The 24,565-nt window shown below is 36.0% G+C and carries 19 protein-coding genes; 14 read left to right on the top strand and 5 right to left on the bottom strand.

The genetic code is table 11. The features are described 5' to 3' along the window. The first annotated feature begins 190 nt into the window (after positions 1-190). Positions 191-685: an asparaginase domain-containing protein gene (locus tag IPI15_RS10170; protein WP_287401481.1), complete on the top strand. Its 495-nt coding sequence runs from the start codon at positions 191-193 to the stop codon at positions 683-685. Here the strand turns inward: IPI15_RS10170 and IPI15_RS10165 are convergent, their stop codons facing one another. After that, positions 686-1,219 (bottom strand): phosphoribosyltransferase, encoded by a 534-nt coding sequence (locus tag IPI15_RS10165; RefSeq protein ID WP_287420146.1) that lies wholly within the window; start codon positions 1,217-1,219, stop codon positions 686-688. Positions 1,220-1,233: 14 nt separating this feature from the next. After that, a complete protein-coding gene (locus tag IPI15_RS10160) occupies positions 1,234-2,625 on the bottom strand; it encodes a M28 family peptidase (protein WP_287420145.1) in 1,392 nt (463 codons plus the stop codon). A 189-nt stretch (positions 2,626-2,814) separates the two neighbouring features. Here IPI15_RS10160 and IPI15_RS10155 point away from each other — a divergent pair, with 189 nt between their 5' ends. From IPI15_RS10155 to IPI15_RS10140, 4 genes are all read left to right on the top strand, one after another. Beyond that, complete coding sequence (locus IPI15_RS10155) at positions 2,815-3,381, top strand: RNA polymerase sigma factor (protein ID WP_287401478.1); 567 nt, start codon at positions 2,815-2,817, stop codon at positions 3,379-3,381. Positions 3,382-3,410: 29 nt separating this feature from the next. Beyond that, entirely contained in the window at positions 3,411-3,641 is a 231-nt protein-coding gene (locus IPI15_RS10150; RefSeq protein ID WP_287401477.1) for a hypothetical protein, read from the top strand. A gap of 21 nt (positions 3,642-3,662) precedes the next feature. Beyond that, complete coding sequence (locus IPI15_RS10145) at positions 3,663-4,505, top strand: mechanosensitive ion channel family protein (protein ID WP_287401476.1); 843 nt, start codon at positions 3,663-3,665, stop codon at positions 4,503-4,505. A gap of 74 nt (positions 4,506-4,579) precedes the next feature. After that, entirely contained in the window at positions 4,580-5,650 is a 1,071-nt protein-coding gene (locus IPI15_RS10140; RefSeq protein ID WP_287420143.1) for a DUF3078 domain-containing protein, read from the top strand. Positions 5,651-5,913: 263 nt separating this feature from the next. Here the strand turns inward: IPI15_RS10140 and holA are convergent, their stop codons facing one another. Both holA and IPI15_RS10130 read right to left on the bottom strand, forming a co-directional pair. Beyond that, positions 5,914-6,954 (bottom strand): DNA polymerase III subunit delta, encoded by a 1,041-nt coding sequence (gene holA / locus IPI15_RS10135; RefSeq protein WP_287420141.1) that lies wholly within the window; start codon positions 6,952-6,954, stop codon positions 5,914-5,916. Positions 6,955-6,987: 33 nt separating this feature from the next. Continuing rightward, on the bottom strand, positions 6,988-7,812 hold the full coding sequence (locus tag IPI15_RS10130; RefSeq protein WP_287420139.1) for a purine-nucleoside phosphorylase: 825 nt from the start codon (positions 7,810-7,812) through the stop codon (positions 6,988-6,990). A 142-nt stretch (positions 7,813-7,954) separates the two neighbouring features. On the opposite strand from IPI15_RS10130, the gene IPI15_RS10125 reads away from it, so the two are divergent. From IPI15_RS10125 to IPI15_RS10085, 9 genes are all read left to right on the top strand, one after another. Further along, on the top strand, positions 7,955-9,634 hold the full coding sequence (locus IPI15_RS10125) for an AMP-binding protein (protein WP_287420138.1): 1,680 nt from the start codon (positions 7,955-7,957) through the stop codon (positions 9,632-9,634). 60 nt (positions 9,635-9,694) lie between these two features. Then, positions 9,695-13,546: a T9SS type A sorting domain-containing protein gene (locus IPI15_RS10120; protein ID WP_287420136.1), complete on the top strand. Its 3,852-nt coding sequence runs from the start codon at positions 9,695-9,697 to the stop codon at positions 13,544-13,546. A gap of 125 nt (positions 13,547-13,671) precedes the next feature. Continuing rightward, complete coding sequence (locus IPI15_RS10115; protein ID WP_287401470.1) at positions 13,672-14,577, top strand: DMT family transporter; 906 nt, start codon at positions 13,672-13,674, stop codon at positions 14,575-14,577. A 10-nt stretch (positions 14,578-14,587) separates the two neighbouring features. Further along, entirely contained in the window at positions 14,588-14,968 is a 381-nt protein-coding gene (locus IPI15_RS10110) for an SET domain-containing protein (RefSeq protein ID WP_287401469.1), read from the top strand. Between the two features lie 259 nt (positions 14,969-15,227). Then, positions 15,228-17,360 (top strand): 30S ribosomal protein S1, encoded by a 2,133-nt coding sequence (gene rpsA / locus IPI15_RS10105; protein WP_287420134.1) that lies wholly within the window; start codon positions 15,228-15,230, stop codon positions 17,358-17,360. A gap of 206 nt (positions 17,361-17,566) precedes the next feature. Continuing rightward, complete coding sequence (locus IPI15_RS10100) at positions 17,567-20,017, top strand: transglycosylase domain-containing protein (RefSeq protein WP_287420132.1); 2,451 nt, start codon at positions 17,567-17,569, stop codon at positions 20,015-20,017. Between the two features lie 57 nt (positions 20,018-20,074). Next, positions 20,075-22,096 (top strand): thiamine pyrophosphate-dependent enzyme, encoded by a 2,022-nt coding sequence (locus tag IPI15_RS10095; protein ID WP_287420130.1) that lies wholly within the window; start codon positions 20,075-20,077, stop codon positions 22,094-22,096. A gap of 38 nt (positions 22,097-22,134) precedes the next feature. After that, positions 22,135-22,581 carry a DUF5606 family protein gene (locus IPI15_RS10090; protein WP_287420128.1) on the top strand — a complete coding sequence of 149 codons (447 nt, stop codon included), beginning with the start codon at positions 22,135-22,137 and terminating at the stop codon, positions 22,579-22,581. Next, positions 22,578-23,327 carry a glycosyltransferase family 2 protein gene (locus IPI15_RS10085; protein WP_287420126.1) on the top strand — a complete coding sequence of 250 codons (750 nt, stop codon included), beginning with the start codon at positions 22,578-22,580 and terminating at the stop codon, positions 23,325-23,327. Before IPI15_RS10090 ends, IPI15_RS10085 begins: the two co-directional genes overlap by 4 nt. Here the strand turns inward: IPI15_RS10085 and IPI15_RS10080 are convergent. Then, positions 23,324-24,379: an endonuclease gene (locus tag IPI15_RS10080; RefSeq protein WP_287420125.1), complete on the bottom strand. Its 1,056-nt coding sequence runs from the start codon at positions 24,377-24,379 to the stop codon at positions 23,324-23,326. The genes IPI15_RS10085 and IPI15_RS10080 overlap by 4 nt on opposite strands. Positions 24,380-24,565 lie beyond the last annotated feature (186 nt).

Raw genomic sequence — 24,565 nt, 5'->3', positions numbered from 1 at the left:
CCTGTTGGCTTTTATTTGTTGGCTTTAATAGTTGAATGAAATCCAGTTTATTAAGTTAAATAGATTGATCCGAAACTTCAATTTATATGGCCGTCAGATGTCTTGGAGCCATCAGACGACTTTATCAATTTATAGCTACATTTCAATTTTCAAATGAGTTTTCTATCTTTAGGGCTATAAAAATATCTACATGATACAAGTTTTTGTCACAGGAGGTACATTTGATAAGGAATACAATTTTATAAATGGCCAATTATACTTCAAGGATACACATCTGAATGAAATGTTTGATCGAGGTAGAAGCAGCCTGGAAATTGATGTTAAGACCCTCATGATGGTCGATAGTCTGGAAATGACCGAAGCAGACAGAGACATTATTGTTTATCAATGCAAAAAATCTCCGGCAAATAAAATCCTTTTGACGCATGGCACTGACAGAATGGTATCTACAGCAAAAGCCTTAGCAGAAGGAGGAATAGAAGACAAAACCATCGTAATCACCGGTGCCATGATTCCTTATGCTTTTGGAAATTCAAGTGACGGATTTTTCAATCTTGGTGCTGCTCTCGCATTCGTTCAGGTTTTACCTTCAGGCATATATATTACTATGAATGGAAAGTATTTTCCTTGGAATGACGTAAAGAAAAATTATGATACCGGCTTTTTCGAAAGTCTACATGAATGATCACTTTTCTGCAAAAATATTTTTAGAGTTCCGCCCTAATTCATCGTAATCTAAGCCATATCCAACGACAAAGATATCCGGTATTGTAAATCCACTGATTGCAACCTCGGTTTCTTTTATGCGTCTTGATGGTTTATCCAGTAAGGTAACTACACTCGTTGTCACTACATCCAGGCTTTTTATTTTGTCAGTTAAGACTTTTAGGGTCAATCCCGTATCAATGATATCTTCAAGTATTATTACATGCCTTCCGGCTAAAGAAATACTTATTTCTGACATGACTTTTACTTCCATCGTTGAGGTGGTGCCTGCATAGGAAGAAAGTTGAATAAATGCAATTTGACAGGGTTTTGAATAATTTTTGATCAAATCTATGGCAAAAAAAGAAGCACCATTCAATACAATAAGGAAAACTGGAATTACATCATGATACTTTGATTCTAATTCCTCTGCCATGCCGGCTATCCTTTCCTCGATCACATGCTCATCCAGATATTCTTCAAACTCTTTACCATTAATGGATATTGATTTCACTATTTTTTTCTTTATTAGTTTAGACCGTATTTATCTGCAAGAAAGACGATACTGGCCGCAGCAGCAGCTCCCAATTCAAGCTCTCTCCGATTGACTTTGTCAAAAGTATCGTTTGAAGAATGGTGATAGTCGAAATATCTTTGACTATCAGGCATTAGACCCAATAAAAATGTTTTTAAAGGCCTTAATGTACCCACGTCAGCTCCTGAACCACCCGGTACAAACTGATATCCATATGGTTCAAGTAAGACTTTCCATTCTTTTAAGCTTTGTTGAAATTCGGGACTGATTCCAGCTTCAGCTTCATAGAAGAAACCTTGTGGACTATGACCTCCCGAGTCCGATTCGATTGCCATCATTTGTTTTTCTTTTGCCACATCTGCATAGGCTTTATAGGCTTTGCCTCCTGCTAAACCATTTTCTTCATTTGTGTATAATATAGCTCGGATAGTTCTTTGTGGTTTATATCCACTGCTTTGTAACAACCTTAGCACTTCTATGGACTGAACACATCCTGTGCCATCATCATGTGCGCCCTCGCCAATATCCCAACTGTCAAGGTGTCCTCCAATGATTATGACTTCATCAGGATATTTACTTCCGGTCAATTGACCAATTACATTGTAGCCATCAGTAGTCCCCATCATTTTAGAAGTTGATTTGCAGTAGACTCTAACCGGAGATTTGAAATTTAAATCAGCCAGAAGGTTTGAAGATTGGGTTCCAAGAGCGTAGCAAGGAATTTGTCTTGCCCCATCTTCAAAATTTGTAGCACCTGTATGTGGTTCATCATCGCGATTAGCAGTTACACTTCTGACAAGGGCTGCTACGGCCCCTTTTTTTGCAGCTAATTGTGGTCCACGCACTCTTTGATCTACAGTGCTACCATAAGCTTTGCCGGTGTAAAGAGCACTTTCCTGAAATGGTCGATTGAAAAATACAATTTTATCTTTTACCTTCGAATCATCCATTTTTTCTAGTTCCTGTAGTGAATTAACGATGATTACTTCACCTTCGACACCCAATTGTCCTGTTCCTGTGGAGTTTCCAAGTGCCAATACCTTGAGCTCAAAACTGCCTAATTTCGACGAGACTATGCGGCATTCTTCCTTTTCGCCTCTGATCCATACTGGAACTTGACAAGGTTGCAGCCAGACGGAATCGAAATTTAATTGCTCCATCAGAGATTTGCTATAATATGTTGCTGCCATTAGCTGAGGAGTTCCGCTAAGTCGATTTCCAATCTTTTTGCACAAAAATTCAAGCCATTCATATGCCTTACTTTCTACCACCGCTTTTTCATGAAGAGTGGCGATCATTTCGGCATCTGTTTTGCTTTGTCCACATAATTTTGTAGTGATTAAGGAAAAACTTAAAAATAAAATGCAATAACGTAAATTCTGCATAGCGATGAATTTATTACTTTAAAACTGTAAACTTAAATAAAAAGAGCACTTTAATTTGGAATTTTAATAAGAATAAATGCTTTGAATAAATGGAGATCTATTATTTATTGCAATGGAATTTAAGAAAAGTTAAAAAATTAAATCTTTAAATATATTAATCATCATATTTGTGCAATTATATAAATTGATTTGCATCCTACAGATTATAAAGAATGGTCCGATAATAAGCTTGTAGAAGAGTACCTTATTAATCAGCAAATGGTGTTTTTCGATGAATTGTACAAGCGTTATTCCAACAAAGTTTATTATAAATGTTATTCGCTTTTAGGTGATTTTACCTCTGCGGAAGATGCGACGCAAGATATATTTTTGAAAATCATTGTCAATCTTTCTAAGTTTAACTTTAAATCAAAGTTTTCCACCTGGCTTTATTCTATTACTTACAATCATTGCATCGACCAAATGCGAAGATTGAAAAAAAATAAAATGATTTTCAGTGAAGGCAATGACATTGATGATCCAATGGATGACTCGGAGGAAAGTATTATAAATGAAGTAAACTTAGTTGCATTGCAAGCTACTCTGGATGTAATAGATGAGGCAGACCGCGCTATATTAATTATGAAATACCAGGACAATTTAATGGTAAAGGATATAGCCAATATATTAAATCTTTCGGAAAGCGCTGTCAAGATGAGATTGAAAAGAGCAAAAGAAAAATTTCAGAAAATATTCTTTAATGTACTTAAACAATAAAGTTGCGTCTAATATAAAATGGTATACTATTGAGTGATTTTAGAAATTTTAATAAACTGGAGCAGAAGGATATTGAAGAAACTGGCGGTGTGCCAGAATTCATCCTTAAGGACTTGCACAGTAGTATAAAATTTTTGAAGTTGGCTGGTGATTGCATGGATGTCTTTATACCTAAGTTTCTTAGTGCTTTGAGTTCGGTGATAGGAAACATGGACTCGCGGTCAATGGAGAAGCAGAACGAAGATGATTTGTTCAAATAATTATTAATATAAATTTAAAATATGGATAATATCAATTTTCATATGGTTGATCAGTTTTTTCAACCTATTATAAGTAGTTTGCCTAAAATACTTGGTGCAATCGGTTTATTTATCCTTGGTTTTATTATAGCCAAAGTAATTAGAAGGTTGACCAAAACCTTTTTAGTGAAGATTAAAGTTGATAAGCTGGCGGACAAGTTGGATGAAATAGAGCTATTTGCAAACACTAAAATTAAATTGGTCATAAGCTCTATTGTCGCAGGCATCATTTATTATTTGCTGTTAGTAGTTTTTACAATAGCTATCACGGATATGCTCAATCTAACCACTGTCTCCTATTATCTGACTACAATAATTAACTATCTGCCTCAGGCATTTACGGCTATCGCCTTTTTAATAGTTGGTGTACTTTTTGCTGATTTTATTCGAAAAATGGTTTATTCTGCTGCAAAGTCCATCGGAATACCTTCTTCCAGAATTATCTCAACAGTTTTGTTTTACTTTCTTTTTATTAACGTATTTATAAGCGCACTCACTCAGGCAGGAATTGATACTGAATTTATTCAATCCAATATTACTATGATTATCGGAGGCGTTGTAGTGGCCTTTGCTTTAGGATATGGAATAGCTAGCAAGGATGTTATGTCAAGTATATTGGCTTCTTACTATAATAAAAGATTCAAAGAGGGTGATACGATTACGATAGAGTCTTATACTGGACAAATAGTATCTATCAGCAACACAGACTTTGTATTAAAGGCTGATAATAAAATGGTAGTAATTCCTTTAAGCAAGATTTCAAAAGAATCCATCGTGATACATGCTTCTCTATCAAATGACTTGGTGGATTCTAAAATGTCGTAATTCATTTGAACCACTTTTGTTTTGATTTGTTAGACTCCCCAAAGAATTTTAATATTTTAACCAAAATAATATCAATGAAAAAAATTTTCCTTTTAATCTGTTTAACTGCCTTTATTCTAAATGTCGACGCCCAAAATGATGATCGTATCAAAGAAGTCAGGAAAGAAATGGCAAAAAAAGACACAACTGGATGGCTTATTGGCACAGGAATAGGATTTGATTTTGGCCAATTGCTACAGATTAATCCTGCTGTTGGTGCAGGTGAAAACAGAATAGCAATTGGTGGTCTGGGCAGTTTATTTGCTAATTATAAGAATGGCAAACTAGCTTGGGATAACAATGCAGACCTTTTATTAGGTGTGCAAAAATTAGGAAGTGGATTTTCGACACTTGCTGTAGGGGAGAAAGTTCCTTTTCAAAAAAGTATTGACGAGTTGAGATTTAATTCAAAGCTTGGCTATAAAACAAATGAAACAAGTAAATTTTATTACTCAGTGCTTCTAACTTTTTTAAGCCAGATTACACCTACTTATTCAGATACATCTTTAGTAAGCCCTATAAAAGGAAATTATCTAAAAGACCTTTCAGGTAAAGATCAGGGGCCAATAGCAAAATTTCTATCCCCGGCTAGAATTTCCTTCTCTCCGGGTATTGATTATAAACCTAATGCTAACTTATCTTTGTTTTTATCTCCGGCATCGCTCAAAATGGTAGTAGTAGGAGACAAGAATATTGCAGCTATTCCTGCGAGGAATGCTAATGGTGAACCATTTGGTGGTGTCAATATCCATGGTACAGAATGGAATGGTCCTAATGATTATAAACAATTGCTGTTTCAATTTGGAGCTACATTCAATGCACAATACGTGAATAAATTTTTGAATGACAAATTAAACTTCAAATCTGGGCTTACCTTGTTTAGTAATTACCTTGATAATCCACAAAATGTTGATGTGGACTGGACTACGGAGACTGCATTTACAATCTTTAAAGGCATTTCAGTCGCGCTCAATACGAGATTGTTCTATGATGACAATATCCCGGTTCAGATTACAGACAATAATGCAGTCGGAGGTGTCAGAGGCTTAGGAAATAGAGTGAGTTTCACTGAACAGCTTTACTTGAAATACAATTATATATTTTAGTCTTAACTTAAGTTTCGGAGTTATAAATATATTCTAAAACTTTTGCTATTAATCAATCTAAGGTAGAAATTAGAAATTAGAAGTCAGAATGAAACTTCGATAGTTGAGTGCTGCAAATGGAACCATTTAAATAAATTGAAGAAAATCGAAAATTGAATTATTTATTTATACTATTGATTACCAATGATATAATCAATTCCAAAACTTAAGGTCTTAAATTAAAGTAACGAAAAGAGGAATGGCAATATTTGTTGTTCCTCTTTTTATTTTGAGGAAGATGAAGCCAATTCTTTAAGATGTAATAATTTAAAGACAAGCTCCTTCAAAAGTTCGCCATCATTATTGATCGTATTATCAATGCCCTTAGAATATTGGTCGTATTTTTTAAATAAATAGAGCGCAAGATCAAGGTCAGCTATACTGAAATTTTGCAAGCCCGCTTTGTATTCTTTGATTGCAGAAATACTCCTTGAATTAATGACAGTGGTGATCTGAATATCCGAATTAGCACCAGTAGCTTTCAGGGTATAAAGTTTAATAAAACTGTTGAACATTGACCCAAGAATGACTACTAAAGGTTGTTTGTTAAAATTATCTTTTAAATAATTTACTACAAGCTGGGCTTTAAGGGCGTTCTTTGTAAATATTGCGGCATTAAGTTCAAACACATTAAATTCACGGTTGATGCCTATGAAATCTTCAATATGTTGTTGTGTGATGTTTTTGGATTCACCTACAGCAATAATTGTTTTTTCTAATTCATTGTGAATCTTTTTTAAATCTGTACCCAAAAATTCTGCTATCAAGGCTGAATTTTGATCAGAAATAGTCTTGCCTGACTTTTCTACCTCAGCTTTGATCCATGCTGGCATTTGATTGTCATACATTGGTTTGGATTCGAAGAGCCCAAATTTATTCTTGATGACAGTGGCCAGTTTTTTTCTACCATCCAAATTTTTACCACTATGTGAAAGTACTAAGACTGAACTAGGATAGGGATCATTGACATAATTAGCTAGATCCTCAACGTTTTTAAGTTCTTGTGCATTTTTCACAATTACAAGTTTGATATCTGCACCCATAGGATATTGTGCTAAGCTGTCAACAATCTGATTGATGTTGGTCTCTTTACCGTAAAAGACTTCAAGATTAAATGCTTTTTCCTCTTCTGATAGCAATTGATTCCCGAATGCATCGGTCAATAGATCAATAAAATAAGGTTCAGGTCCATGGAGTGCATAGACTGGCATTGGCTTTTTGGTCTTTATATGCTGGATGACCTCCCCAAAAGTTAATAAAGGCATAGGTTATTTTCTAGAGCAAATGTAAGCATCCAATCATAAACTTTGTGTAACAGAGATCAGTAGCCTCATTAAATCTTTCGAATTATTTTTTACAACATTTAAAACTCCCTCTAACTCAGCTTCTTCTTGCGGATGAGCATCATCATATTGATTTGATACTAGAGATATGGCATTTACTTTTAACCGGCAGTGATTGGCTGCCAATACTTCCGGTATTGTTGACATGCCTACTATATTAGCACCAAGTATTCGTGCCATCCGATATTCAGCCGGAGTTTCAAAATTTGGTCCTGATAATCCCAAATAAATGCCTTCCTTGATTAATATTTTTTCCTTTAGAGCACAATGTCTTATTTTTTTTATGACTTCAGAGTCATATGCATAACCCATGCCCGGAAATCTGGGGCCAATGGTTTCATCATTTACCCCTCTCAGTGGATTGTCATGATGAAGATTGATATGGTCAGTAATAATGACAATATCTCCTTCTTTGAGCTCAGGATCTACACTTCCTGAAGCATTGGTGAGTATAAGATTTTGGACCCCTAAGTATTTCATAATGTAAACAGGGAAAACCACTTCTTGCATTGTATACCCTTCATAATAGTGAAACCTACCATCCAAGATTATTATATTTTTTCCTTGAATAGTTCCAAATATCATCTGTCCTTTATGAGAAGGTGCAGTTGATTTTTGAAAATGGGGTATTTCAATATATGGTATTTGCTCAAGAATGTTTAATCCTGAGAATTCTGAAGTCATCCCTGTCCCAAGTTGGATCGCTATATCAGCCTTAAATTCTCCGATTCTTTTATTAATAAAATCAGAGGTAAAATGTATTTTATTTAATAATTCCATAATTATGTAAGTATAATCACAAATATGCAAAATATAATTTTACATATTATAAAAAATAAGAGAATAATCATTGGTAATCTGCAATACTTCATTACTTTTGTGCAACATTTTAGCAGTTTAGAAATTATATATTTACAACTAAGTGACCGAAGTCGATATCGATTCTATGAATACTACCAAGATCTGGCTAAAAAATTATCCTAAGGGGATTCCTGCAGAGATCGATTCTTTAGGATTTGAAGATCTAAAGGACTTTTTGGATAAAACCCTAATACATGGCGGAGATAGAACTGCTTTCATTAGCATGGACAAGAAATTGTCCTACAAAATGTTGGATGTATATTCGCGTGATTTCGGTGCATACCTCCATTCTATCGGGTTAAAATCAGGGGATAAAATAGCATTGATGATGCCCAATATCTTTCAGTATCCAATCGCATTGTTTGGAGCAGTCAGAGCCGGCATAATTGTAGTAAATACCAATCCGCTTTACACTCCTAGAGAGATGAAACTTCAATTTCAGGATTCCGGTGTTAAAGCCATAGTGATCGCTGATAATTTTGCCGCTAATCTCCAGGAAATTATAAAGGAAACTAAAATAGAGCACGTTGTCTTAACCAGCATCGGTGAAATGCTTGGTGCAAAGGGCGTCATAGTTAATTTAGTCATAAAATACATTAAGAAACTTGTCCCATCCTTTCAGTTAACAAATACCATTTCTTTTTCTAAAGCCTTAAAATTGGGTGTGGGAAAAGAATTACCTGAATTTAAAAGTGAACTCGATGATACAGTAATTTTGCAATATACGGGGGGAACTACCGGAATTGCCAAAGGTGCTATGTTAACCCATAGAAATCTACTGGCCAATCTTGAACAAATCAGAGTTATATTCCTTTCAGTTTTAAAACAAGATGCGGAATTGAGTTTGTGTCCACTGCCGATGTATCACATTTTTGCGTTTACTGTAAATTGTCTGGCGCTTATGAGCCTTGGGTGTCCATCAGTTTTGATCGTGAATCCAAGAGATATTCCGTCTCTAGTTAAAGATTGGAAAAAATACAAACCATCAATTTTTCCCGCAGTTAATACCTTGTTTACTGCATTGATGAATAATAAAGATTTCAAATCATTAGATTTCTCAGATTTAAAAGTGCCTTTTGCAGGAGGAATGGCATTGCAGTCTGCCGTGGCAACAAGATGGAAAGAGATAACAGGAGTAAGGATCGTCGAAGGATATGGACTAACAGAGACTTCTCCGGTGGCTTGTGTTAATCCGTTGAATGGAACTGAACGGCTTGGAAGTATTGGATACCCTGTGCCATCTACTGATATGAGACTAGTGGATGATGCCGGGAATGAGGTGCCACAAGGTGAAACCGGTGAAATACAAGTTAAAGGACCGCAAGTCATGAAAGGATACTACAATAAGCCTGAAGAAACAGCTAATTCTATTAAAGATGGTTGGTTCAGTACAGGTGATATCGGTCTTATGGAGGCTGATGGCTATTTTAGAATTGTAGATAGAAAAAAAGATATGATCCTGGTTTCTGGATTTAATGTATTTCCAAACGAAATTGAAGAAGTGGCTGTCATGCATCCTAAGGTACTTGAGGCTGCTGCCATTGGGGTACCTGACGAAAAGAGCGGAGAACATGTAAAGTTATTTGTGGTTAAAAGAGATCCTACTTTGACAAAGGAAGAGTTAATGGGCCACATGAAAAGCAATCTAACCAACTATAAACATCCTCGTGAAATCGAGTTCAGAGATGATCTTCCAAAGACCAATGTTGGGAAGATACTTCGAAGAAAATTGAAAGAATAATATTTTGTAACTTATCATTATTTCCCACTAACTATCTGTTTTAAATTTTAATATTACTTTATGCGATTATTTTCCTTGTTATTTTTAATTGTTTTTTCTACAATATTTACAACATCGATGGCAGCCCAGGATAAATTAGTTAGAGAGCTAAATATCCGCAAGACACTAAGCCCGGTAAGTGATAGAAATGTAATTCTTTCCAAACCGAATCAAGCTGAATTAAATGCACTTGGTCTAAGAAAGGAAGGAAATGCTACTTTCTTCAGAATTGATCCAGTTGTAATACACGATATCATTCAAGAGCATCCGGACTTACTAAGGTTGAAAATACCATATGGAATAGATGGTGCGGAATTTGAAGTGGTGCTTTATAACAAAAATCCATATGTGGATAATGCCATAGTCAGAACGAGCGATGGTAGCAAATACCAGATGACTAACGGTGCTTACTATAGAGGTGTTATCGAAGGAGAAGAGAAAAGTCTGGTTGCTTTGAGCTTTTTTGAAGGTGAAATGTCAGGAATTGTTTCTTCTATTGATAAAGGGCAATATGACATCGGCAAAACAGATAAAGATGGTATTCATGTAAGCTATGATTCTCAAACTTTGCCATTCAAGAACAATTTCAAATGCGGAACCAAAGATGAGCAGTCATCTATGATGGATAATATTGAAAATGAATTGGAGACAAGAGATGCAGGTGATTGCGTAAAAATTTTCATGGAAGCCTCGTACAAAATATATCAAAATAAAGGCAGCGTAGCTAACGTAGAGACATTTATAAACGGATTTTTCAATGTGGTGGCTACATTGTATGATAATGAAGATGTCCCTGTTGCAATTTCTGAGATTTTCGTTTGGACTACACAAGATCCATTTCCTACGAATGACTCAGGAGATGCACTTGATTTCTATACAGATTATAGAACCAGTTTTAATGGCGATCTAGCTCACTTATTGGCAAAGACTAATAATGGCAATGGTGGAATTGCGTGGTTAAATGCTTTGTGCAACAATAGTATAAAGTATTCTTATGCGGATATAAATATGACCTATAGTAATTTTCCTAATTATTCATGGACTGTTGAGGTGGTAACACATGAATTAGGCCATAATATAGGTTCCTCACATACACAATCATGCAGTTGGCCTGGAGGTGCAATTGATAATTGTTATGAAACAGAAGGTTCTTGTGGCCCCGGACCTGCACCTGTGAATGGAGGAACTATTATGTCATATTGCCATTTAACAAATTATGGTATTAATTTTGCAAATGGATTCGGGCCTCTACCAGGAAACAAAATAAGAGAGCGTATTATTGCCAAGCAATGTCTCGGTGTATGCGGTCCTCAATGTCCCACATTTGTAATCACCGGAGCTCCAATACCACTTAGCTGTTTTGGCGTGAATAATGGTTCTATCTTGCTTAATGCTCCCACGGTAGGTCAGGCACCATATACCTATTTATGGTCAAATGGAGCCACCTCAAAAGATATTTATGACCTTGCTCCCGGCACATATAATGTGACTATTACTGATGCAAATAATTGCCCGGGAACACAATCATTTGTCATTACTGCCCCATCCCTGCTTACTTCTAATGGTGACCAATCTGATATAACTTGTTTTGGCTTGAATAATGGCACTATCAGTTTGAATACTAATGGCGGGACTCCAAATTATTCATATGTATGGAGTAATGGCATGGTGACAAGTAATATAGCAAATCTTGCACCCGGTAATTATTTTGTAACAATTACTGATACTAAAAACTGCTCATTGGAACAAAACTTTCTGATACAACAGCCAACACCATTGATCATAAATGAATCTATTGGGAATATTACATGTTTCGCAGAAAATGATGGTCTAATAAGTGTGATAGGTACAGGAGGAACTGGTGGAATTTTCTATGCATGGAATACTGGAGCCAATGGCAATTTTATTAATAATCTTGGAGCAGGTTCATACTCAGTAACAATAACTGATGCAAACCAATGTGAATCAACCGAATCTTATTTGCTTTCAGAACCTTCTATCTTGACAGCTGCTGTGGTAACCACTCCGGCGACTTCTACTTTAGTTGCAGATGGCACTGCTGAAGCATTTGTATCGGGCGGTACACCAAATTATTCTTATAGTTGGTCCAATGGCGCAAGCACGTCGAAAATCACAAATCTGGCAGTTGGAAGTTATTCAGTGACTATTACGGATAGTCATGATTGTGAGACTATTCAATATTTTATTATCGATGCACCAGATTGCCAATTAACAGCCAACCTGGTTTCGCAGCCTGTCACATGTGCTGGTGGAAATAATGGCAGTGCTACAGCTAACATATCTAACCCTGTTGGGTCTGTCAACTACACCTGGTCTAATGGCATGACTAATCAGACTATATCAAATCTATCGGTAGGTACCTACTCAGTAACCATCACCGATAATGCTTGTTCAGTAATTAAAACTGTGGTTGTAAATAGTCCGGCACCTATTTTGGTTACGTCTTCTTTCACTGCTCCTGCTTGCAATATTCCTAACGGATCGATTTCAGTGAATGCAGCTGGTGGTGTGGGTAATTATTCATATCAATGGTCTAACGGATCTACTAATCAGAATTTGAATAGTATTCCGGCAGGAACCTACACAGTAACGATTACAGATCAGAATCAATGTAGTACGACTTTTACCCAAAATTTGATTGCGATTGATAATGTAGCGCCTATTATGTCAGTTAACAATGCTATTGTCTATCTAAATGAAAATGGACAAGGTGATCTTAATAGTTTTTCAACTAATTATTTTTTTACTGATAATTGTGGTTTGTCTTCAATCATTTATAATGATAATTCATATGATTGTAGTGACTTGGGTAATAACATCTCTACAATGGCTACAGCAACTGATATGTCAGGTAATACCGGTAGCGGAGTTATATCAATTCTGGTATTGGACACTATAAGTCCAGTGGTAATCTGTCCAGGTAATTTAAAACAAGGAATTTGTCAAGGTCCGCCTGTATGGGACGATATTACTTATAGTGATAATTGCTCAATTCAAGGAATTACGCAGGTATCAGGATTTGTTTTAGGAACTATTTTTCCACTTGGTGTTACAACCAATACATTTGTAATTACTGATAATTCAGGAAATGAAACAACGTGCTCATTCGATGTAACGATCACAGCAGGATTATCATTAAGCCTTAAGTTAAAGGATATGGCTTGTAATAATGTACCAAATGGCAGTGCAGAAGTAGATGTTAATAATATAACTCCTCCATATCAAATAAATTGGAGTACTGGTGAAACCACTCCTAAGATCATAAATCTGGGTGAAGGCAGCTATTCTGTTACAGTTACAGATGGTAATAATTGTTCATTTACAGATGTATTTAACATTGTCAATCCTCTTCCTATTAGCATGACCGTTGTTAATATTATTAATGCTACAAGTTCAGGGGCTTCTGATGGTGCCATCGAGATTCAAGTAACTGGAGGAAATCCGGGTTATGTCTATGAATGGACAAAGGATAATGTTATTGTTTCCACAGAAAAAGATCCAAAAGGTCTTGCTTCCGGCATATATAAAGTCGTAATCAGAGATAAGAATGGATGCACTGTGATAGGCGTAGAAATAACGGTAGGGATAGCACTTAGTTCCAATCATTGGACTTTAGATCCTTTATTTATTTATCCGAACCCTGCTAACAGCACCATCAACATAAATTCTAAATCATTAAAGGATTGTGTCATAACTATATATGATGTTTTGGGCAGGAAAATGGATGTTCCAATGAACGCAGGAAAGGATAAGCACTCAATTGATGTAGACAACTTGTCGAATGGAACATATATAATTAGAGTAGAGAAAAATGACCAATGGTTTGTTTCTAAAGTGGTTATTAGTCATTAATAATTGCTTTCTTTGATTCCTTAAGGTCAATAAAAATTTATCCCCTGGATTTCAAGTGATTTTCAGGGGATTTTGATTTAAGTTTATAAGCTGTTTTTTGTCGAGATAAAATATATTTATAAAGAATGAAGAGTTCAAAGACTTTAATAAGCTTTGCTTTATTAATTCTAATTAGTGCTGCCTGGGGAAGTAGTTATTTTCTAATGAAAAAAAGTCTGTTGCACCTCAATCCATACCAGTTAGCATCCGCTAGGATGTTTGTGGCTTGTTGGTGCTTTTTACCTATCGCTCTTTTCTATGTTAGAAAATTAGATAGGAAAAATATCAAATATTTACTTATTGTCGGTTTCTTTGGAAGTGGTATTCCATCTTTTTGTTTTGCTATCGCACAGACCAATATGAATAGCAGCTTGACGGGTACCTTGAGTTCACTTACTCCAATATTCACACTATTGCTTGGAATGCTATTTTTCAAACTTCAACCATCCTTCATTAAAATATTTGGCATATGTATTGGTTTGTGTGGGGCCGCTATGATCATGTTGTCAAAAACTGATTTGCATGGCATCCAAAATGCATGGTATGGCTGGTTTGTAGTACTTGCCACTATCCTCTATGCATGGAGCACTAATACGATTGGTAAGTATTTAAAAAATGTGAATAGCATTGAAATATCTGCCGTAGCATTTAGTTTAATGGTGATTCCTGCCAGTATCTTATTTTATACTACGGGTGCTTTCGATTTGGCAGTATCACCAGAAGTTTCGATTTCTGTTTTTTATCCCGTGATCACTCTAGCCATACTTGGCAGCGTGATTACGTCCATTGCTTATTTTTACCTCATTAACATTTCAGGAAGCTTGTTTGCATCTACTGTATCTTATTTAACACCTGTTGTAGCTATTTTACTTGGCCTTTATGATGGAGAAAAATTATTTCTAATTCAATATCTTGGCATCTTAGTATTGTTATCAGGAATTGTCTTTACAAGATTTGATATAAAAAAATCTGTCCAAAGAACCACTAATTAATATAGAAATCATGCAAAGACTAGATAGTGTATATTATAAGGATACTGGAGATAGGGGTAGGGGAGTATATACAAGTAAGCTTTTAAAAAAGGGTGATGTCATAGAAGTTTGTCCAGTCATATTACTTCCTGAACATGAAATAGAACTGATCGACAAAACCAACATGTTCAACTATTACTTTCTCTGGCAACATAAGCAGGCAGCCATCGCACTGGGATACGGATCTCTTTATAATCATTCCTTCGAACCTAATGCTGAATATGTTATGGATTTCGAAGGTGAAGTCTTAATAATCAAGGCGATTAAAAACATTTCTGCACATGATGAAATTACTTTTAATTATAATGGAGATCCGGATGATAAAGACAAGCTTTGGTTTGAGGCGAAATGATGTTTATTGGCCAGTAATCAGTAGTCAGTAATCAGTAATCAGTAATCAGTAATCAGCAATCAGTAATCAGCAATCAATAATCAGTAGTTCAGTTTGAGGGACTTTGTTAGAAGGTCATTCTAACTTGATATTTCTAATTTCTAACTTTGGTATCATCCATTAGGTCTTCCCAACTTATATAAATTCTTTTTCATTCCAATAATTAAGCGTACCTTCGCCCCGCTAAAAATATTAATTAACCACTAAAACCAAGATTCACATGTCAGAAAATGAGAATCTGATTGATGAAAACCAAGCTCAGGAAGTCGCTCAGACTGCTGAAACCACCCAACCACAAACACCCAAAGCTCCTAAAACTGCTCATGATGACTTTGACTGGTCTATCAACAAACGTAACCACGTTGAGTACGAAGCTGATGTAACAAAGAAATACCTTGAGGAGTATGAAAATACTTTAACCTCTATCAAAGACAACGAGATTGTCAAAGGTATTGTAAAAGTCATCAGCGGCGGTGATGTCGTATTGGATATCAACTATAAGTCGGATGGAATTATTTCCCTTTCTGAATTTAGAGATATTCAAGACCTTAAAGTAGGAGATTATGTAGACGTTTATGTAGAAAGTCAGGAAGATGCAAGAGGTCAACTGGTTCTTTCCCGCAAGAAGGCGAAATTGCTTATCGCATGGGATACAATCGTTGATTCATTCAACAATGGTACTATCATAAAAGGTACAGTTATCTCTAAAACTAAAGGTGGTCTGATTGTAGACGCTTACGGTCTTGAGACATTCCTTCCTGGTTCTCAGATAGATATCAAACCTATCATCGATTATGATGCATATGTAGGTAAGACGATGGAGTTCAAAGTTGTTAAGATCAATGAAACGATCAAAAATGCTGTTGTATCTCACAAAGCTCTTATCGAAAGTGATATTGCAGAACAAAGAGAGCACATCATCGCAGGTCTTGAGAAAGGTCAGGTCCTTGAAGGTGTTGTTAAAAACATTACAGACTTCGGTGCATTTATGGACCTAGGAGGCGTTGATGGTCTATTGTACATCACAGATATCTCTTGGGGTCGTATCAACCACCCTGATGAAGTCCTTCAGATGAACGACAAAATCAATGTAGTAGTTCTAGACTTTGATGAGAACAAAAAACGTATCTCTCTAGGTCTTAAGCAATTAACTCCTCACCCTTGGGAAGTTCTTGCAATGGATATTTCTGAAGGTTCTACTGTTAAAGGTAAGATTGTTAATGTTGAAGACTATGGAGCTTTCCTTGAAGTAAGCCCGGGTGTAGAAGGTTTGATCCACGTTTCAGAAGTTTCATGGAGTAACCAACCGGTTGCTGCCAGAGATTTCTTCAAATTAGATCAGGAATACGAAGCTAAAGTTGTTACAATTGATAGAGATGACCGTAAAATGTCATTAAGCTTAAAACAACTTCAGGAAGATCCATGGAGTGATATCGAAGCAAATTATCCTGTAAATAGTCGTCATACGGGCGTTGTTAAAAACCTTACTCCATATGGGGTATTCGTTGAGATCAACAATGGTATAGGTGGTATGGTACATATCTCGGACCTTTCTTGGACTAAGAGATTCTCTCATCCATCTGAATTTACGAAAGTAGGTGACAACATCGAAATCGTAATTCTTGAGATCGACAAAGAGAACAGGAAATTATCTCTTGGACACAAGCAAATCGAAGAAAACCCATGGGATGCTTTCGAATCTGTGTTCCCGATTGGCTCTTATCATGAAGCTACTATCATCAGAAAAGATGATAAAGGAGCTACAGTTCAATTACCTTACGGTCTTGAGGCTTTCGCACCGATCAAACATCTTAAGAAAGAGGATGGATCAACAGCTGAGCAAGAAGAGACATTAACAGTAAAAGTTATTGAATTTAACAGAGATGATAAGAGAATTCTAGTTTCTCATCAGAGATACCTTGAGGACATCAAAAAAGAAGCTGATAACCTTATCCGAAGGGAGAAGGATTCTGCAGATACGGAGTCAAGAGCTGCTGTGAAAAGTCAACAAGGTAAAATCGAAAGAACTACTTTAGGCGATATTGATGCTTTCTCACAATTAAAGCAACAATTTGATGAAGCAGGCGAAAAGGCTCTAGTTGAAGCGAAAGCTAAAATAGCAACTAAGGAAGCAGATACTTCTGTTGAAGCTCCTGTAGCTGAAGCAAAAGTTGATGTTCCTGCAACGGAAGTAGTAGTAGAAGAAGCACCGGTTGTAGAAGATGTAGTTGAAATAGCTGATGTTAAAGCATCTGACGAACCAACTGCTGAAGATGTTGCTGAAGAAACTGCAAATGATATTGCTGAATCTTCTGATGAAAAAGCACCATCTGACGATGTTGCTGAAGCTTAAATACTGAATAGTAAGTCATTTGATCTATTTTTATAGATGCTGTTGACTTAAACTAATAAATGATGCCGTGTTTTAGAATTCTAAAACACGGTTTTTTTATTATTACAAATCTATTTCTTTTCTAATTCTTCCAATAAGGTGCTTATATTTGCGTTCTTTTGTTGGAAATTCCGCATATTACTTCTACTCATATTTTGAAAAATTAGATGTCAGAAAATACATTTATTTCGAAGGTTAAAACAGTTTTGTCTGTTATAAAAAGCAAAATAGCAATCGCAAATGCTAACCTTAAAAAACGTCCTGTAGCCAACGTTATAGTAAAAGGTTTGTTGGGAATATTTCTCACCATATTTGGAGGTATTTTCCTGCTTATTATGGCTGCCAGAATTGGTGTTTTTGGAGGAATGCCTTCCAACTCAGAGTTAAGAAGTATAAGTAATCCTGAGGGTACTGAGTTGATAGCCGATGATGGTAAAACTTTGATTGGCAGATATTTTATTGAAAATAGAACCAATACTACATTTGATAGCCTGCCTTCCAATCTGATTCATGCGCTCATATCAACTGAAGATATCAGATATTATGAACATAATGGTATTGATTGGAAATCATGGGCAAGAGTGTTGTGGAGAACTATTCTTCTTAAAGAAAGCTCATCGGGAGGAGGTAGTACTATAAGTCAACAATTAGCGAAAAATCTCTTCAAAAGAAGGTCTTACTGGAGAGGAACCACACTTATCAATAAAGTCCGTGAGATAGTAATAGCCCAAAGATTGGAAAATATGTATTCCAAAGAAGAATTACTTACATTATATTTTAATACGGTCTCCTTTGGTGGAAATGTATTCGGTATCGATGTAGCTGCGAAACAATATTTCAGTTGTTCAACCAAAAATCTTAAAACTGAGGATGCTGCAACTTTGGTTGGAATGTTAAAGGCAACAACAAAGTATAATCCATTGAATAATTTAGATCTCGCTAAAAAAAGACGGAACACTGTACTTAATAAGATGGAGCGTTATGGGTATTTAACAAAACCTCAGGCAGACTCTATATCTGAGCTGCCAATTAAATTGAATTATGTCAAGGAAACTCATAATATAGGTATTGCAACCTATTTCCGTGAATATGCTCGAATTGATCTTGATAATGCACTAGGTCACCTTAAAAAAAGTGACGGTTCCAATTATAATTTATATACTGATGGATTGAAAGTATACACATCCATTAACTTATCAATGCAAGATTTCGCCGAAAAGGCGGTTGCTGAGCAAATGGAGGAGCTGCAGGATCTCTACACGCAGCAGATGAGATGGATTAAACTACCATGGAAAGATACCAGCTTCTTGAACAAAGTAATTTTGAACACTGAAAGGTATAAGTCAATGTCAGCAGCTGGTAAGACACATTCTTATATCGATAGTGTATTTAATGTACCAATGGATATGACTGTCTATAGCCAAAAGGGTGATAAGAAAATGAAGATGAGCCCCAAAGACTCATTGATATACTACCTCCAATTTTTGTCTACAGGTTTTATGGCAGCTGATCCTACCACAGGATTCATTAAAGCATGGGTAGGTGGTATTGATAACACATATTTTCAATATGATCATGTTAAAGCAAGACGACATGTAGGTTCTACTTTTAAGCCAATAGTTTATTCTGCTGCATTGGAGAAAGGCTTGAATCCATGTGACTATTACGACAATACCCAAAAGACATATCCGCAATTTGACAATTGGTCCCCAAGGAATTTTGAAGGTGGTTATGGAGGCGAATATTCAATGGCAGGAGCATTGGCTAAGTCTTTAAATTGTGCTACTGTAGATATTATGTTGAAAACTGGTATTGACACTGTCGTTGATTTTGCAAAAAAAATTGGCATTACTTCAACGATTCCTTCAGAACCATCTGTTAGTCTTGGCGCTGTGGATATATCTTTATTAGATATGATGACAGCATATTCGGTTTTTATGAATAGAGGGTTAAGGCCTAAGATGACCTACATAATGAAGGTTGTTGACTCTGAAGGTAATATTCTTATAGATAATACGACTGAAAAAAGTCAAGAGAAAGAATTGGTGATGAACCCAGAAAATGCCGACATGATGCGCAATATGATGCAGGGTGTAATTAATCATGGTACAGGAGGGTCTGTAAAATGGAAGTATCAGGTGACAGAAGACCTTGCCGGTAAAACCGGTACTAGTCAGGATTGCAGTGATGGTTGGTTTATAGCTTCTAATCCAAAGCTTATCGCAGGTGCATGGGTTGGCGGTGAATTTCCAGAAATTCATTTACAAGGAAATTTCACTGGCGCTTTCACTGCTCTGCCTATTGTAGGTAAGTTTTTGCATCAAGTAGAGAAAGATAAATCCTTAAAAGATTACGTAAGTTCCAAATTTCCTGAAATATCGAAAGAAGCCAAGGAAAAGCTTTCATGCGCATATTCAAGATATACTTTTGATCCAAATGCAGCTGATTCTACGTCTTTGGATTCCCTTGGTAACCCTATCGAGCCTGTCATGGATGAAGATGCACCCGAAGATGATGGCAGTTCAAAAAAAGATTCTACTAAGAAAAAGAATATTTTTAGTAGAATTTTTGATGGCAAAAAAGATGATAAAAAGAAAAAAGATAGTGAGCAGGAGTAATTAGGATTATTCTTTACTACTGGAGCACTTATCAAATTTAAATTTGAAAATTATTTAATGGAAATATTGTTGGGAGCTAAGGAAGAAAATATAATGAATGGCGCGACTTCAAAAACTGATCTAAGTGTTCATACTTTAAAGAAGTTATACGACCGAATTGTATATCCTAGACTAATTGAAGAAAAAATGCTCAATTTGTTGCGTCAAGGTAAGATCAGCAAATGGTTTTCAGGAATTGGTCAGGAAGCTATTTCTGTTGGTGTAGCAGCTGCTTTGGATGAAGATGAGTATATTTTTACAATGCACCGCAATCTTGGTGTGTTTACCACGAGAGATATGCCTTTGGAAGATCTTTTCTGTCAATGGCAAGGAACTCAGGGAGGTTATTCTAAAGGTAGAGAAAGGTCTTTCCATTTTGGGTCAGTGCCGCATCATATTGTAGGTATGATTTCTCATCTTGGGCCACAATTGTCCTATGCTGCTGGTGTAGCCATGGCACACAAGATGAAGAATGAAAAGAAGATTGCTGCAGTATTTACTGGTGAAGGCGGAACCAGTCAGGGTGAGTTTCATGAAGCTTTGAATGTTGCTTCTGTTTGGCAGCTGCCAGTCTTATTTATTGTTGAGAATAATGGCTATGGACTTTCCACTCCTACCAATGAACAATATAACTGCGAGAAGATAAGTGATAGAGGCATAGGCTATGGTATGAGATCACTTTCAATAGATGGAAATGATCTAATTGGAGTTTATTCAAAGATAAAAGAACTAGCCGCTCAGATGCGTGAAAACCCTGAGCCAATCCTGCTAGAGTGCATGACCTTTAGGATGAGAGGACACGAAGAAGCTTCAGGTACCAAATACGTTCCTAAGGAATTAATGGATAGTTGGGCGAAACAGGATCCAATTTCAAGATTTGAAAAGCATTTACTGGATCAGCAAATCTTCAACGCTGAAGACTTTGATTCTATTAAATCAAATTATAAAAAACAAATAAATTCTTCAGTTGAAAATGCTCTTCAAGCCTTACCTATCGAGGTTTCTACAGTGAATGAGATGGAAGATGTATTTAGCAAATTTGATTTTGTCTCTGCAGATTCTGCTGACCAACCCACTGCAGAAATGAGAATGGTAGATGCCATTTCGAGCGGTTTAATGGAATCTATGAAACATCATGATAACCTAGTTTTGATGGGTCAGGACATCGCTGATTATGGAGGAGTTTTTAAAATAACAGAAGGTTTTCTTGAGAAATTTGGTAAAGACCGCGTAAGAAATACTCCGCTGTGTGAAAGTGCTATTATTGGTTGTGCCTTAGGATTAAGTCTAAAAGGTTATAAGTCAATGGTTGAAATGCAGTTTGCAGATTTTGTGACTTGTGGTTTCAATCAGATTGTGAATAACCTTGCCAAACTTAATTACAGGTGGGGACAGCATGCTGATGTAGTCATCAGAATGCCGACAGGAGGTGGAGTAGGGGCTGGCCCTTTTCATTCGCAGAGCAATGAGGCATGGTTTACTCATGTACCTGGATTAAAAGTAGTCTACCCTTCCAATCCATACGATGCTAAAGGGTTACTAATCACAGCTTTTGAAGATAATAACCCGGTCATGTTTTTCGAGCACAAAGCTTTATACAGGTCTGCAAATCAAGAAGTTCCAACAGGATATTATAATATTCCGTTTGGCCAGGCAGCTTATCCCAAGATCGGAAAAGAACTAACGATTATTACCTATGGTATGGGTGTAACCTGGGCATTGGAGGCTGCCAAAAAGCTGGCACATATAGATATTGAAATAATAGATCTAAGAACATTGGTACCACTGGATAAATCTGCTATTATAAGTTCAGTCAAGAAGACCGGGAGAGCATTGGTTTTGCATGAAGACACGATGTTTGGTGGTCTTGGAGGTGAAATTGCAGCCATTATCATTGAAAATTGTTTTGAATATCTCGATGCACCTGTGATGAGATGTGCAGGTCTAGATACACCAATTCCTTTTACAATCTCTCTTGAAAAGAATTTTATGGCTTCCTCAAGACTTGAGAATAAGATCATTGAATTAGCGAAATATTAATAATTATACCCTTTTTAATTTAAATTACTTAATAAAAGATGGAAAAGAATATAGAAAACATAGTTTCAGTAAGCAGCTTACCGGGTTTATATTACCTTGAATCAAGCAGAAGCAATGGATTGATAATCAAAGATATGGACAGCGGTGTTAAGCAGTTTGTTTCAGTTAGAAAGCATCAATTTACACCACTTAGGTCAATAGCTATTTATACCTATAGTGATTCAACACCTATTGAAGATATATTCAAAACTATGGTTGAGATCAAACAGGACCATAATATTTCTGAATTACTGAAAGCAAGTAATAATGATCTTGCTAATTATTTCAGGATCGTTCTTCCTGAATATGATGAAGACAGGGTATATCCAAGTGATATGAAAAAAGTGTTGAAATGGTTTGACTTCCTTGACAAACGTGATTTCTTTTCTCTGAATGCAGAAACAAATGAGAAATCTACCTCTGAGGATATAGGAGAAGAAGAATGATAAATTCTTTAAAAGTAGTGGCGGTCTTACCTGCTTTTAATGCATCAAAGACACTTGAAAAAACTTTCAGAGAAATTCCTAAAGATATTGTGGATGAGGTTATATTATGTGATGACAATTCTACTGATAATACTTTGGAAGTTGCAATTAGTCTGGGCATAAAGCACATAGTAAGACATGAAGTTAACCGAGGCTATGGAGGAAACCAAAAATCGTTGTATGATAAGGCACTAGAATTAGGAAGCGATATAGTAATCATGCTTCACCCAGATTATCAATATACGCCACTGTTGATACCTTCTATGGCCCATATGATAGGTTCAGGGCTCTATCCCGTAGTGCTCGCATCAAGGATACTTGGTATGGGCGCTTTGAAAGGGGGTATGCCCAAATATAAATACATTGCCAATAGATTTTTAACCTTATTTCAGAATATTTTATCCTCCCAGAAACTCAGTGAATACCACACAGGATACAGAGCATTTTCAGCTGACGTCTTGAATAGCATAAATTACCAAGCCAATTCTGATGATTTTGTCTTCGATAACCAAATGATAGCACAAATATTTTATCAAGGGTATGAAATTGGTGAGATTACTTGCCCAACAAAATACTTTAAGGAAGCCTCTTCAATAAATTTCAGCAGAAGTGTAAAATATGGTTTAGGGGTATTGAGCACTAGTATCTCCTATAGACTAAACAAGTGGGGCATTTTAAATTCTAAGATCTACCAACCAAAAATTTAAAATACCTGGAAGCTTCCTTTGGCAATAATGTATCCATTGATATCTTTTCCGAATACAAAGTAATTTCCAGGTGTCAACAAATTCATCTGAATAATCGATTCTATGCGGTTTGATATCAGAACATCCTCAATTTTATTGCCAACTGAATTAACGACAATAATTTCTGTCACTGCGATATCATGATTAAGTTTTATGGTGTTTTGACCGGAATTATACATTGACGGACTCACTAAAATTTTTCCTAATGTTTTGATCTTAGGTATTATACTACTTGTTGGAATACATTTTTGTCCACTGCTACTACAATAAGACCTCTCAGGAATGGTACAATCCAAAATAAATGGGTTCGCAAGATCATTTTGATAAGAAGCTATCAGTAAATTTCTATTCCATTCTTCACTGTCGACTGGATCCAGATAATGCCAATTACATAAGTCAGTGATCATAGACTGGAAAAAATTAGGGTCAGCGGCATTAGCTTCAGGTGTATATATACTATAGAAATACATTATGCTTCTTGCTATGTCACCTTTTCTAGCTTCCTGAGGTTCGAAAACGCTATTTGCGGCTTCGCTGTACTTTTCAATATTTGACGTGGGTTTAGTTTTCTGTTTAATATCAAGATAGTACCACCATTGCGTTGTATTATCAGGGACTTCTCCAAAAGGATCATTTGCACGGTCCGAATTAACGTTTTCTCTAACGGGATATAAATTGTACATATTGGATCTCAAAGGTTCGTTTTCTGCTCCTTTGGATTGAGGATAAATATGTTCAGTATTTAGTCCTTGACTGAATGCATTATCAGATGGATCTGAATTTGGATTTAAATTAATTGAATAATCTGTATAAAGGCATTTCAACTGGCCATTTACAGCCAATATATTCCTGAACAAAGTATCTCTTGCAATCGAGTACCCTAATGTCGTTGGTGGTCTATACTGATTTTTTATTTCAGTAAGTAATTCCTGACCTGAAAGACCTTCAAGAACTGGTATATGCTGTGCATATAGGAAGGCAGGAAGTAATAAAATCAGTATAAATATTCTCATAGTGGTATTTGAAAGCAAATCTACACAAATCATGACAGAATGTAGTTTGACAGTGTGTTAAAGACTAATTAATAATTTTCAAACAGCTAAACATTTTTCTAAAAATCACAATATCAAAAAAGTGATTTTTCAACGGAAACGAAGTATTCAAATACATTTTTTAGGTATTTTAATCAGCAAATAAAA

It is taken from the genome of Candidatus Brachybacter algidus, assembly GCF_016707225.1.
Taxonomy (GTDB): Bacteria; Bacteroidota; Bacteroidia; order Chitinophagales; family Saprospiraceae; genus Parvibacillus; species Parvibacillus algidus.
The sequence above is the reverse complement of the archived record's forward strand: the minus strand, read 5'-3'. Positions and strand labels throughout refer to the sequence as shown.